Origin of the sequence: Bradyrhizobium altum (assembly GCF_020889705.1) — a bacterium.
GTDB classification, from domain to species: Bacteria; Pseudomonadota; Alphaproteobacteria; order Rhizobiales; family Xanthobacteraceae; genus Bradyrhizobium; species Bradyrhizobium altum.
In genome coordinates this window covers 1-13,107 of sequence record NZ_JACMYP010000245.1, presented here as the reverse complement: position 1 = coordinate 13,107, position 13,107 = coordinate 1, and the positions used below count along the sequence as shown (strand labels likewise).

Annotated in this window: 12 protein-coding genes and 1 pseudogene; 3 read left to right on the top strand and 10 right to left on the bottom strand. The window is 65.5% G+C overall.

Annotated features, from left to right (window positions below; genetic code table 11):
- Positions 1 to 83: 83 nt before the first annotated feature.
- From H8B02_RS37675 to H8B02_RS37660, 4 genes and pseudogenes are all read right to left on the bottom strand, one after another.
- Positions 84 to 1,834, bottom strand: a pseudogene (locus tag H8B02_RS37675) (NAD+ synthase).
- A 90-nt stretch (positions 1,835 to 1,924) separates the two neighbouring features.
- Positions 1,925 to 3,070: an NAD(P)/FAD-dependent oxidoreductase gene (locus H8B02_RS37670; protein WP_229170837.1), complete on the bottom strand. Its 1,146-nt coding sequence runs from the start codon at positions 3,068 to 3,070 to the stop codon at positions 1,925 to 1,927.
- Positions 3,067 to 3,426 (bottom strand): diacylglycerol kinase, encoded by a 360-nt coding sequence (locus H8B02_RS37665; RefSeq protein WP_229170836.1) that lies wholly within the window; start codon positions 3,424 to 3,426, stop codon positions 3,067 to 3,069. Before H8B02_RS37665 ends, H8B02_RS37670 begins: the two co-directional genes overlap by 4 nt.
- A 29-nt stretch (positions 3,427 to 3,455) precedes the next feature.
- On the bottom strand, positions 3,456 to 4,844 hold the full coding sequence (locus H8B02_RS37660) for a class II 3-deoxy-7-phosphoheptulonate synthase (protein ID WP_229170835.1): 1,389 nt from the start codon (positions 4,842 to 4,844) through the stop codon (positions 3,456 to 3,458).
- 146 nt (positions 4,845 to 4,990) lie between these two features.
- Between H8B02_RS37660 and H8B02_RS37655 the strand changes: the two genes are divergently transcribed.
- Positions 4,991 to 5,917, top strand: coding sequence for an alpha/beta hydrolase family protein (locus H8B02_RS37655; protein ID WP_229170834.1), 927 nt, complete (start codon positions 4,991 to 4,993; stop codon positions 5,915 to 5,917).
- 820 nt (positions 5,918 to 6,737) lie between these two features.
- Here H8B02_RS37655 and H8B02_RS37650 read toward each other — a convergent pair.
- From H8B02_RS37650 to H8B02_RS37625, 6 genes are all read right to left on the bottom strand, one after another.
- Positions 6,738 to 7,091, bottom strand: a complete 354-nt coding sequence (locus H8B02_RS37650) for a cupin domain-containing protein (protein ID WP_229170833.1) — start codon at positions 7,089 to 7,091, stop codon at positions 6,738 to 6,740.
- Positions 7,092 to 7,149: 58 nt separating this feature from the next.
- On the bottom strand, positions 7,150 to 7,359 hold the full coding sequence (locus H8B02_RS37645; protein WP_229170832.1) for a DUF2934 domain-containing protein: 210 nt from the start codon (positions 7,357 to 7,359) through the stop codon (positions 7,150 to 7,152).
- 691 nt (positions 7,360 to 8,050) lie between these two features.
- Positions 8,051 to 9,436 (bottom strand): glutathione-disulfide reductase, encoded by a 1,386-nt coding sequence (gene gor, locus H8B02_RS37640; RefSeq protein ID WP_229170831.1) that lies wholly within the window; start codon positions 9,434 to 9,436, stop codon positions 8,051 to 8,053.
- Between the two features lie 175 nt (positions 9,437 to 9,611).
- Entirely contained in the window at positions 9,612 to 10,145 is a 534-nt protein-coding gene (locus H8B02_RS37635; RefSeq protein WP_229170830.1) for a DUF2059 domain-containing protein, read from the bottom strand.
- Positions 10,146 to 10,168: 23 nt separating this feature from the next.
- Entirely contained in the window at positions 10,169 to 10,867 is a 699-nt protein-coding gene (gene rpiA, locus H8B02_RS37630) for a ribose-5-phosphate isomerase RpiA (RefSeq protein ID WP_229170829.1), read from the bottom strand.
- A gap of 142 nt (positions 10,868 to 11,009) precedes the next feature.
- On the bottom strand, positions 11,010 to 11,843 hold the full coding sequence (locus tag H8B02_RS37625; RefSeq protein WP_229170828.1) for an SDR family NAD(P)-dependent oxidoreductase: 834 nt from the start codon (positions 11,841 to 11,843) through the stop codon (positions 11,010 to 11,012).
- Between the two features lie 76 nt (positions 11,844 to 11,919).
- Here H8B02_RS37625 and H8B02_RS37620 point away from each other — a divergent pair, with 76 nt between their 5' ends.
- Together H8B02_RS37620 and H8B02_RS37615 are read left to right on the top strand one after the other, a co-directional pair.
- The gene (locus tag H8B02_RS37620; RefSeq protein WP_229170827.1) at positions 11,920 to 12,600 is read left to right on the top strand and encodes an HAD hydrolase-like protein; all 681 of its coding nucleotides are present in this window, start codon (positions 11,920 to 11,922) and stop codon (positions 12,598 to 12,600) included.
- Positions 12,601 to 12,761: 161 nt separating this feature from the next.
- On the top strand, positions 12,762 to 13,107 hold a 346-nt coding region (locus tag H8B02_RS37615), incomplete at its 3' end, for a hypothetical protein (protein WP_229170826.1).

Below are 13,107 nucleotides of genomic sequence, written 5' to 3'. Positions count from 1 at the left end.
CGCCACGGCGCCGGCCGCGCCCGCGAGCGACGGCCAGATCCGCACGGTCGGCCCGACCTTCATCCCGAAGAAGCAGTAAGGCTCTACCCCTCGAACGCTTCCGCCGACGCGCGCGAGCCGCGCATCACGAGCTTCTCGTCCGGCTCCGGCAGCGCTTTGCCGAAATCGCGGAAGCGGTTGGTGATGGGATAGCGGCGATCGCGGCCGAAATTCTTCCGCGTCACCTTCACCCCCGGCGCCGCCTGCCGCCGCTTGTATTCGGCGATGTTGAGCAGGCGATCGACGCGGGTCACCACATCACGGTCGAAGCCGGCCTCGATGATGGTCGCAAGCGGCTCCTCGCGCTCCACCAGCCGTTCGAGGATCGCATCCAGCACCTCATAGGGCGGCAGCGAATCCTGGTCGGTCTGGTTCTCGCGCAACTCCGCGGTCGGCGGCCGGATGATGATGTTGACCGGGATCACCTCGCCCGACGGCCCGAGCGCGCCGTCCGGCTTCCAGGCATTGCGCAGGCTCGACAGGCGGAACACCTCGGTCTTGTAGATGTCCTTGATCGGGTTGAAGCCGCCATTCATGTCGCCGTACAGCGTGGCGTAGCCGACCGACATTTCCGACTTGTTGCCGGTCGTCACCACCATGGCGCCGGTCTTGTTGGAGATCGCCATCAACAGCGTGCCGCGGGCGCGCGCCTGCAAATTCTCCTCGGTGATGTCGCGCTCCAGCCCTTTGAACACCGGCGCCAAAATCGTCTCGAAGCCGTTGACGGCATCGGCAATCGGCAGGATCTCGTAGCGGATGCCCAGCGCCGCAGCCAGCTTGGCGGCGTCGTCGAGCGCACCTGCGCGGTGTAGCGGAACGGCAGCATGACGCCGCGGACCTTGTCGGCGCCGAGCGCATCGACCGCGATCGCCGCGCATAGCGCCGAGTCGATGCCGCCGGAGACGCCGAGCAGCACACCGGGAAAACCATTCTTGCGGACATAGTCGCGCAGGCCGAGCACGCAGGCCGCGTAATCCGCCTTGTCGCCCTCGAGTTGCGCCGTGATCGGCCCATTGCAGCGCCAGCCATCCGCGGTCTTGCGCCAGGTCAGCGTCGTGATGTTCTCCTCGAACGCCGGAAGCTGCGCCGCCACGGAGAGATCGGCATTGAGCGCAAACGAGGCGCCATCGAAGATCAGCTCGTCCTGGCCGCCCATCTCGTTGAGATAAATCAGCGGCAGCCCGCTCTCGGTGACGCGCGCCACCACGATCGACAGCCGGAGATCGGTCTTGTCGCGGGCATAGGGCGAGCCGTTCGGCACGATCAGAATTTCCGCGCCGGTCTCGGCCAGGCACTCGACGACGTTTTCGTAGTCCTCGGATTCCTCGAGCCAGATGTCCTCGCAGATCGGCACGCCGATACGCACGCCGCGCACGGTCACCGGGCCCGATGCCGGGCCGCGCGCAAACAGCCGCTTCTCGTCGAACACGCCGTAGTTCGGCAGGTTGGCCTTGAAGCGCAGCGCGGCGATGCGCCCGCCGTCGAGCAGCGCGCAGGCATTGTAGAGCTTGCCGTCCTCGACCCAGGGCGTGCCGATCAGCATCGCCGGGCCGCCATCTTTGGTCTCGCGCGCCAGTTCCTCGATCGCGGCGCGGCAGGCCGACTGGAACGCCGGCTTGAGCACCAGATCCTCCGGCGGATAGCCGGCGATGAACAGCTCCGACAGCACCACGAGGTCCGCGCCGTCTGCCTTCGCCTTGTCGCGCGCGGCGCGTGCCTTCACGGCGTTGCCGGTGACGTCACCGACCGTCGGATTGAGTTGCGCCAGGGTGATCTTGATCTGTTGTTCGCTCATATCTTTATGTTGTCCCGCACAACGGCAAACTGCAATGGTCGTCCGATCATGGTGCGATTGCAGAAATCGCACTGGGATCGCCGGCGCCGGTCAGGGGGCAAGCTCTGCCCTCACCTCACCGAGCAGCGCCATGCCACCCAGCCGGCCCAATTCGTCCGAACATTTCGCGCTCTTGCCATAGCAGCCGAATGCGACCGTGACCCGCTCGGAAAGCGGTCCGATGCTGGGCAAGCCCGTATCGCCGAAGGTGGTCATGCAGGGCACGACGCGGCGTTCCTCGAACTTGAGGCCGCGAATGCGGTCAAGGATCTGGGTTTGCAGCCGATCGGCGACGTCAACCGATCCGCCCGATCGGAACCAGTCCTTGATCTCAGCCTCGCTCTCGAGCGCACGATCGACCGGATCGCCGCCGAGCTTCAACCAGGTCTGACCATCCGGATATGGGATCGGCGGTAGGATGTAGGGATTGTCGCCCTTGGGCCCGAGACACCGCATCGACGGCATGCCGACCAGGCGTTGCACCTCCGCCGCACCGAGCCGGAACAGCGCCGCAGTCCGCGCATAGACTGTAAAGCCCAGCGATCGGCCGAGCAGCGATTGGGTGTGCCCACCCGCTGCAACCAGCACGCGGTCGGCCGCGACGCTGCCCGACCGCGTCCGGATCGTCACGCCGGAGCCGCTTTCCGAAATCCCCAGCGCCGGCTCGTTGATGATCCGGGCGCCTGCGCACTCCGCCGCGATCGTCTGCGCCCGGACCAGGCGACGCGGTGAAATGTATCCGGCATTCTGCGGCTCGAAATAGCCCAGCATTCCCGCCGTCGATTTCAGGAACGGAAACCGCTCCGCGAGCGCCGCGTCCTGATAGGCTTCACAAGCGATCCCCTCCTCGGCGCAAACCTTGCCGACCGATGCGACATCGGTGGTTTCGCGATCGCCGATGTGAAGCGCACCGGCTTCGCGGTAAAATTCGACACCGCTTTCCGCTGCAATCTCGCCGTAGCGCGCGATCGCCGCGCCGTTCATCTGCCGCCAGAACGGCTGCGGATCGTAGACCCGCGTGATGCGGCCCTCGTCATAGTGGCTGCCGAACACGCCGCTGTGCTGCGAAAAACCAACCGGCTCATCGGGCCCGATCAGCGCAACTTCATGGCCCATCTTGCTCAGATGTCGCGCGGCCGCCGACCCGATCAGTCCACGTCCGATCACCGCAAGCTTGATCGGCTTATCGGCACTCACGACGAGAACGCACCGAGGCGTTCGGCGAGAGCGAACAGCCAGAACAGCCCGGCCATCACAAGCGCAACGCCGACCGCGGCGGAGCCCATGTCCTTGACCCGCCCGATCTGCGGATCGTGATCCATGGTCAGGCGGTCGGCGAGCTTCTCGATCGCGGTGTTGAGCAGCTCGATCACGAGCACCAGCACCACGGTCGCGACCAGCTCGACCCGGCGCATCACGGTGGCGCCGACCAGCCAGGCCAGCGGCACCGACAGCACCAGTGCCACCACCTCCTCACGAATCGCCTGCTCCGAGCGAATGGCGAAGGCCAGCCCGTTGCGCGAGTTGATGGTGGCTCGCCAGAACCTCAGCAAGTCACTGCCCTCAAGTCACGGCCCCCAAATCACAACCCAGCGGCGGCCGGCATCGGTTTGACCTTGCCGGCGCGCTCCTGCTTCAGCAGCTCGGCGATCAGGAAGGCCATGTCGATCGACTGTTCGGCGTTGAGGCGGGGATCGCAGACCGTGTGGTAGCGGTCGTTGAGATCCTCATCGGTGATGGCGCGGGCGCCGCCGATGCACTCGGTGACGTCCTGCCCGGTCATCTCCAGATGCACACCGCCGGCATGGGTGCCCTCGGCCGCGTGGATCTGGAAGAACGCCTTCACCTCCGACAGCACGCGGTCGAACGGCCGCGTCTTGTAGCCCGAGGTCGAAGTGATGGTGTTGCCGTGCATCGGATCGCACGACCACACCACCTTGCGGCCTTCCCGCTGCACCGCGCGGATCAGGCCCGGCAGATGGTCGCCGACCTTGTCGGCGCCGAAGCGGTTGATCAGCGTCAGGCGTCCCGGCTCGTTGTCGGGGTTCAGCACGTCGATCAGCTTCAGCAACTCGTCGGGCTTCAGCGACGGACCGCACTTCAGGCCGATCGGGTTCTTGATGCCGCGGAAATATTCGACATGGCCGTGATCGAGCTGCCGGGTGCGGTCGCCGATCCAGATCATGTGGCCGGAGGTCGCGTACCAGTCGCCGGTGGTGGAATCGACCCGCGTCATCGCCTGCTCGTAGCCGAGCAAGAGCGCCTCGTGGCTGGTGTAGAAATCGGTGGCGCGGAGCTCCGGATGGCTCTCGAGGTCGAGGCCGCAGGCGCGCATGAAATTCAGCGCGTCCGAGATGCGGTCGGCCAGCTCCTTGTAGCGGCGGGACTGCGGCGAATCCTTCAGGAAGCCCAGCATCCATTGATGCACGCTGCCGAGATTGGCAAAGCCGCCGGTGGCGAACGCGCGCAGCAGGTTCAGCGTCGCCGCGGATTGGCGATACGCCATCAGCTGGCGCTGCGGATCGGGAATCCGCGCTTCCGGCGTGAACGCGATGTCGTTGACAATGTCGCCGCGATAGCTCGGCAGCTCGACATCGCCCTGCTTCTCAGTCGGCGACGAGCGCGGTTTTGCAAATTGGCCGGCGATGCGGCCGACCTTCACCACCGGCAGCGCGCCGGCATAGGTCATGACCACGGCCATCTGCAGCAGCACGCGGAAGAAGTCGCGGATGTTGTTGGCGCCGTGCTCGGCAAAGCTCTCGGCGCAGTCGCCGCCCTGCAGCAGGAAGGCCTCGCCCGCGGAGACCCGCCCCAGCGCCTTCTTCAGGTTGCGCGCCTCGCCCGCGAACACCAGCGGCGGAAAGGTCGCAAGCTGGGCCTCGACATCGGCCAATGCCTTGGCATCGGGATAATCGGGCACCTGCAGCACCTTCTTGGCGCGCCAGCTATCGGGTGTCCACCGATCGGACATGAGGTCAACTCCTGAGCAAAAACCGCGACTTAATCGACGGGAAAGGTGGGCTTATACACAGCCGCCCGCTCCGCCGCTAGAAGGATTCCTGCAATCCCGTCAAACTCTTGCAGGAAAATACGAATTCGCGTTTGCTGGACCATACCATGAATGCCAGGGAAATTGCCGCAGCCTCCGCCGCGCTGGACGACGTTTTTAGCGACGACATCGTCGTGCCGGCCGCGGATGGCTATCCGCTCGCCGCGACGCTGTTCCTGCCGCGCGGCAGGAAGCGCCACGCCGTCCTGATCAACTCGGCGACCGCCGTGCCTCGCAAGGTCTATCGCGGCTTTGCCGGCTACCTCGCCCGCCGCGGCGCGGCGGTCTTGACCTACGACTACCGCGGCACCGGCGACTCGAGGCCAATGGCGGCAACCGGCCTCAACAAGCCGAAGTCGCTGGCCGGCTTCAAGGCCACGATGGCGGACTGGGCCGCGCTCGACACCACCGCGGCCGTGAGCTGGATGCGCTATCGCTACCCCGACCTCCCGTTCGCCTATGTCGGCCACTCCTTCGGCGGCCAGGCGCTCGGGCTGCTTGCCAACAACGCTGAAATTCCGCGCGCGCTGCTGGTTGCCTCGCAGGCCGCGACCTGGAAGCTGATGGCCTCGCCCGAACGCTACCGCGTCGTCGCCTTCATGAATGGCATCGGCCTGCCGCTGGCGCGCACGCTCGGCTATGTGCCCGCCTGGGCCGGCCTCGGCATGGACCTGCCGCGGGGCGTGTTCGAGCAATGGCGAGGCTGGGTGATGCGCGAGCGTTATCTGCTCGACGACACGACGCTTGCGGCGCGCGAGAATTTTCCGAAGTTCAAGGGCAAGCTCCGCGCACTCGCGATTACCGACGACACCTGGGCGACGCGGCCGGCGGTCGAGCTGCTGTGCTCCGCCTTCACGTCGATCACCCCGGAGATCATCTCGATCCGCCCCGCGGATGCCGGCGCGAAAGCGATCGGCCATTTCGGCTTCTTCCGCAGCGAGCACCGCGACGCACTGTGGCGCGGCGCCGCGGAGTGGCTCGAGGCGGAGGGATGAGCCCGAATTTTCACCACCGTCGTCCCTGCGAAAGCAGGGACCCATAACCACCGCATTCGATTGTGAACGCGATCGCGGCCCCAGCGTCGTGCGCCAACCAGCATTCGGGGTAATGGGTCCTGGCCTTCGCCAGGACGACGATGAGGATAGTTCTCGCTCAACATGGGCTACGGTCAAACCCGTCATCCCCGCGCAAAGGCTTCGCCTTTGTCGCTGGAGGTGCGAGCGGAGCGAGCCTCGAAGGATGCACGGCCCCGCTGGTGGCCGTCGCCCCTTCGAGACGCCGCTTCGCGGCTCCTCAGGATGACGGGGATAGATTTGCACGCGCATCCGCATTCTCGCGACATCAATCGTCCGAGCTCTGCTCTTCGTTTCGCGCTCTCTCGGAACAGAGGGCGCAGGGAAAGCCGGGTGCCGATCGCACCCATGGGTCCGGTGCAACAAAAAGCACCGGAGGTCGGACCACAGGTGTAACCGGAAACATCCCGGCTTTCCCTGCGCGATGGGTTACGGCTTATACGTGCTCTCCCCGGTGAGACTGGGCTTGCTTGTCACCGCCCGTGCATGACGCAACGCGTCTTGCACGAGGACACCTGCCGCTAGGGCGTCAGGACCACACGATTTCGCCGTCCGCCTCGCATGCATGTCGTCTCTCGCATGCCCGGCGACCACCGCATCTCACCGCAACACTCCTGACGATGCGCAGCGCCCCTCGATCGGGTGAGACGGGCCAATTGAACATCTGAGTTGGGGGGCGCGTCAAGAGGAAATTCCGAAAAAACGAAACGGCCATCGCAGGGGATTGTTGGGTCATGCAGTCTCACACCACCTTCCGCGCCGCCGCCGTCGCCGCATCACCCGTGTTCGGCGTGCCCGTCGGCTCGATCAGCAGCAGATGCACCTCTTCCCGCGCGACGGGCCGATGTTCGACGCCTTTCGGTACGATGAACATTTGGCCTTGCTTCAATGTCACGGTGCGATCGCGCAGCTCGATGTCGAGCACGCCCTTCAGCACGAGGAAGAAGTCGTCGGTGTCGTCATGCTTGTGCCAGACGAACTCGCCCTGCACCTTCACCACCATCACGTCGCAGGCGTTGAATTGCGCGACGGTGCGCGGCGACCAGTGATCGGAGAATGTCGATAGCTTCTGCGAAAGGTCGATCGCGTCGCTCATGATGCCCCCGGGTCCGGGCCAGCTTGCCCGGGCTCGTTAGCTCAGCCGCGCGACACACTCAATGCACGCCCCTCAACTTCTCCGGATACGTCGTCGGCCCGTTGTGCCGGTTCATTCCGCAGGGCGTTTCGCCGTTGGCGGCCTTGCGCGCCAGCAGTTCCCGTTCGGCCTTGTACCAGAGCTGATCCATCTGGCCCGGCGGTTCTCCGGCGTCCTTCCACAATTCGTAGGCGCGGGTCCGAATCTCCTGCTCGGTTGGGCCTGTCATGGGCGGCTCCCTCAATTTGAGACATCAAACTGTTTGGAGTGGAACTGCCAGCATAGCGCAAGGTTCCAACGCGCGCGAGATCGCTGCGCTGCCGATTGGCGCGGCATCTGTGCACAAGCGCCGTTGCGCAGGCCATTTGCCGGAAACTGGATTTGATTTGGGCGCGCGAAGAGTGGCCCCAAAGGTGCCCTAGTTCCCCGACACCAAGTACGGCCGCCGGCAGTGCGCCGGTCTTGCGGAAGCAACCTACCCCTTCTGAGGTATGAAACCTTTGCGCGCTTCCACAGACTTAAGATTATCAGGATTTTGCCATGACCTTCCTGGGGCTAGAGACAACGCCGCTCGCATGTATTTTAAGCGGGCGGCGTTGGACTTTCAGGCAGGGGCTCGTTCTCCGTTCCCGATCGCGAGAGCTGCACCAAGTCGCCGCCGTTGCTCAACGTAGGCTTGCGGTGAAGAAATCGAGCGCAAGGCCGATCGTCGTCATCACGTGCCTACCTTGGGCCGCAGGGCAAGCGGTTTTGGCCGCGCGAGCCGCCAACCAATTCTCAGCGAACCCTGCCTACACGCGCGACTACGGGTTTCCCCATGCGGGAACGCGACGGCGTCGCTCCGCGCATCCGCGGTCCGGCTGGATGTGTCCGGATGTTTCGCCGCGACGCGCCGCATCATCCCGGCACGCCGCCTGCCCCTACTCCGCCGCCTGGCGCACGTGCTGCGCGGTTGGGGTGCGCATCGTCACCAGCTCTTCGGAGGCGGTCGGATGCAGCGCGACGGTGGCGTCGAAATCCGCCTTGGTCACCTTCATCTTGACGGCGATCGCGACCACCTGGGTGACCTCGGCGGCGCAGTCGCCGACGATATGGCAGCCGAGCACGCGGTCGCTTGTGCCGTCGACCACGAGCTTCATCAGCACACGGGTGTCGCGGCCGGACATCGTTGCCTTGATCGGGCGGAAATCGGTCTTGTAGATGTCGACGTGGCTGTACTGCGCCCGCGCCTCTTCTTCGGTGAGGCCGACGGTGCCGACCTCGGGCTGCGAGAACACCGCGGTCGGGATCGTCGCGTGGTCGACCTGCACGGGGCGCTTGCCAAACACGGTGTCGGCGAAGGCATGGCCCTCGCGGATCGCGACCGGCGTCAGATTGGTGCGGTGGGTGACGTCGCCGACCGCGTAGATGTTGTCGACCGACGTCTTCGACCAGCCGTCGACCTGGATGCCGCCATTGGCGGGATTGATCGCGACGCCGGCCGCCTCCAGCCCGAGACCCCTGACGTTGGGATGCCGGCCGATCGCGAACATCACCTGGTCGGAGGCAATGCTCGAGCCGCTCGACAGATGGGTGGTGAAATCGCGGCCGTGCTTGTCGATCTTCGCCACCGTGCAGCCGGTGATGATGGTGATGCCGCGCTTCTCCATCTCGGTGCGGACATGCTTGCGCACGTCCTCGTCGAACCCGCGCAGAATGTTGTCACCGCGATAGACGACGGTGACGTCGGAGCCGTAGCCGGCGAAGATGCCGGCGAATTCCAGCGCGATGTAACCGCCGCCCTGGATCACGATCCGCTTCGGCAGCTCCTTCAGATGAAACGCCTCGTTGGAGGAGATCACGTGCTCGATGCCGGGAACCGCCGGTCCGTGATTGGGCGCGCCGCCGGTGGCGATCAGGATGTATTTCGCCGTCACCTTCTCGCCGGTGGCGAGACGGACGGTGTGGGCGTCCTCGAGCACCGCGCGGGTCTTGACGATCCTGGCGCCCGACTTCTCGACATTGGTGGTGTAGGCGCCCTCGAGCCGGGCAATCTCCTTGTCCTTGTTGGCGACGAGCGTCGCCCAATCGAACGAGACCTGACCGATGCTCCAGCCGAAGCCGGCCGCGTCCTCGATCTCCTGGTGGACGTGGCTGCCGATCACGAACAACTTCTTCGGCACGCAGCCGCGGATCACGCAGGTGCCGCCCATCCGGTACTCTTCGGCGACCATGACCTTCGCGCCATAATTGGCGGCGATGCGGGCGGCACGAACGCCGCCCGAACCACCACCGATGACAAACAGGTCGACGTCAAACTCGGCCATGGGTACCTCTCTCTTCGTCCTCGCCCCGCAAGCGGGGCGAGGACACACGGAGCGCATTCGAGCGCTCGAAGACGCTCTTAGAGCCCCGTTCCGATTGAATCGGAACGGCGCTCTAGATTCTCGTTTGACGCGTTTTCTTCACGCGAACCGGTACCCACTTCGCTCGAAAACGCTCTTAGATATCCTTGCCGCGCTTCTTCATCTCGGCCTTGAACTGGCCGTTGACGATCACGCCGAACTGCTGGGCCCACTGCTGCATATATTGCAGCGATCCGTTGATTGCCGTGGGCTCCGCGGTCAAAAGCTTCTGACCGAGCGGGGTCTTGTAGAACATCACGAGGTCCTTCAGCTCCTGCTCGGTGAACTCGGCGGCGTAGATCTGCGCCATGCCTTCGCCGATCTCCTTCTCGCCGCCCGCGAACTGCTTGGCGACGACCAGCGCCACTTCGTCGAGATCCTTCTGGTAGTTCAGGTACTGCTGCAGCAGACCGGTCTTGGTCTTCTCGATGATTCCCGGAACGGCGCCGGAATACATCACCGCCACGTTCTTCATCGTCAGGATTTCCTTGGCGTACCCAATCGCCGCGGGGGTCGACTGCTTGACCTTGGGCATGGGCGGCAGCTGCTGCTGCGCCATGGCCGGTGCGGCCGCGAGCGCGAGGCCAGCCGCCAGGGCCACTGCCGACAAAAGTCCCGAAAAACGCTTCATTCCAAGTCTCCTTGCTTGCGGCGTTAGCGCCGTTCAACAACCCGAATTCCCTGTGCGCCGGCCAGAACGGCGACGCTGCCGAGCCCGATGAACAGGCCATGTTCAACCACGCCCGGGATCACGCTGAGCAAACCGGCAAGACGCGGCGGGTCGCCGATCCGGCCGAGATGGGCATCGACGATCCAGTGGCCGCCATCGGTGACAAAAACGTGACCGTCCTTGCCCTTACGGACGATCATCTGGCCGGACACGCCGGCCTGTGCGAACGCCCGCGCCATCGCCGCCTCTGTCGCGGCGAGCCCGAACGGGATCACCTCTACCGGCAGCGGAAAGCGGCCGAGCACGTCGACCCATTTGCTGTCGTCGGCGATCACGATCATGCGATCACTGGCGGCCGCCACGATCTTCTCGCGCAGCAGCGCGCCGCCGCCGCCCTTGATCAGATCGAGCGCGGGGTCGATCTCGTCGGCGCCGTCGATGGTGAGGTCGAGGTGATCGACCTCGCCCAGCGTGGTCAGCGGGACGCCGCAGCGGATCGCGTCCGCCCGGGTCGCCTCCGAGGTCGGCACGCCGATCACCTTCATGCCGGCGCGGACCTTCTCGCCGAGCAGCTCGACGAAATGCTTGGCGGTCGACCCGGTGCCGAGCCCGAGCTTCATGCCGTCGCGCACCTCTTCGAGCGCGCGCGCCGCCGCCTGGCGTTTCAGTGCGTCCATGTCCACGGCCGATAGCCCCTCGGTTGTCCGTTACGGGCGCGCCATCGGGCGGCCCGGCGGGCGCATATCTAGCCTCGATTCACGGGCAGGAATAGCGCCATCCGGGCCTGTCCAGCGCCTATTCGGAAACCTGCTCCGCGGGCGGTTATCACGCCTGAAAGGCGTCGATTGCGGTCAAAATCGCCGCAAAACGGCCCTCAACCTCGGCCCGCATCCCCGGATGGGTGAAAACATAGAGCCGCTGCTCGCGGATCGCGGCCACGACCCGCGCCGCAACCGCGGCCGGATCGAGCCCGGCATCGAGCTGCCGTGCGATCTCCGCGACCATCGCGGACGCCGCGCTGCCAGGCGCGAGCGCGCGGGTCGGCCCATACCGTTCGGGGCGGTTGCGCCCGCTCTCGCCGATCCGTGTGCGCACATAGCTCGGACACAGCACGCTGACCCCAATGCCGTCAGGCGCGAGTTGCCAGGCAAGCCCCTCCGACATGCTCACCACTGCGAACTTGCTCGCCGAATAGGGACTGAAGCCGAGACCGGCATTCATTCCGCCCATCGACGCGGTGTTGACGATATGACCGCCCTCGCCGTGCCCGCGGATATGCGGCAGGAAGCTCCTGATGCCGTGCACGACGCCCATCAGGTTGACGTCGATCACCCAGCGCCAGTCGTCGACCGAGATCTGGTCGATGCCGCCACCGGCTGCGACGCCGGCATTGTTGCAGACGACATGGACGTTGCCGAGGGCGCGGAACGATGCCTCTGCCGCGCGGTCGACGCTTGAGGGATCGGCGACGTCGCAGACCACACCATGGACGTCGGCGCCGCCGGCCCGCAGCGCATCGACGGCCTTGTCGAGCGCGCCACCTTCGATGTCGGCGAGCATCACCTTCATGCCCTCGCGGGCGAAGGCGGTTGCCATCGCCAGTCCGATTCCGCTGGCCGCACCGGTGACAAAAGCGGCTTTTCCGGCGAGTTCCCGCATCCCGGCCTCCCCATTTTCATGACGCGCCGACATCTACTCTTGCATCGCGGCGCGCAGCCCGATAGCGAAAAGCGTGATGTCCGCCTCCTCTCCCTCCATCATCGTGTTCGATCTCGACGGCACGCTGGTCGACACCGCGCCTGACCTGATCAGCGCGCTGAATTATGTGCTCGACCGCGAAGGTCTGCGGCCGGTGCCGCTGTCGGCCGCCCGCAACATGATCGGCGCCGGCGCGCGCAAGCTGCTCGAGCGCGGGCTCGAGGTGGACGGACGCGTGGTCAGCCTCGCGGACCTCGATCGCCTGACCAAGGATTTCATCGACTATTACGCCGAGCACATCGCCGACGGCTCGCGCCCGTTCGACGGGCTCGAAGCCGCACTCGACCGGCTCGCGGCCAAGGGCCATCGCTTTGCGGTCTGCACCAACAAGCTGGAATGGCTGTCGAAGCTGCTGCTCGACCGGCTCGGTTTGACGGCGCGCTTTGCCGCGATCTGCGGCCAGGACACATTCGGCGTCGCCAAGCCCGATCCGGCGTTCCTGCGCGAGACGGTCGCCCGCGCCGGCGGCAAGCTGCCCGGCGCCATCATGGTCGGCGATGCCGGCCCCGATGTCGGGGTCGCCCGGCGCGCCAGCGTCCCGGTGATCGGCGTCGATTTCGGCTACACCGACGTCCCGATGACCGAGCTGAAGCCGGACCGGCTGATCAGCCATATGCGCGACCTGCCGGACGCCGTCGCCAGCCTCGGCGCCGCATAAACTTTCCGCAACACATTGATATTACTCGGCAATATGTTGCCATGCGAATTTTTCGTTAACCATCCTTTAACGAACAGATCTCCCCCTGTTGCACCTCTGTTCCGACGCTCCTATGGTCGGGCCGGGGATTGTGGCTGATTGCCGCAGTAAGAGTGTGGATCATGCGTCGTATCATCGTGATTGCGGCCGCCGGGCTGAGCCTGGCCGGCTGCTCTTCGTTCTCATTGGATTCGTTCAAGTCGGCACCGCCGCCGATGCAGGTGCAGCTGGATTCGGCCCCGCAAGGCGCCGACGCCGTGACCTCGATCGGGCCGGGTTGCAAGACGCCCTGCTCGGTGTCGATCCCGGCGCCGGAGGCCAACTTCACCGTCACCTTCAACATGCCGAAGTTCCAGCCGGCGACGGTGCCGGTGACGGTCACCCGCTCGCCGGGCGACTTCACGAGCCCGGCCACCACCACGCTCGATCCGAGCCCGGTGTTCGCCGAGCTGCAACCCGCCGGCCCGC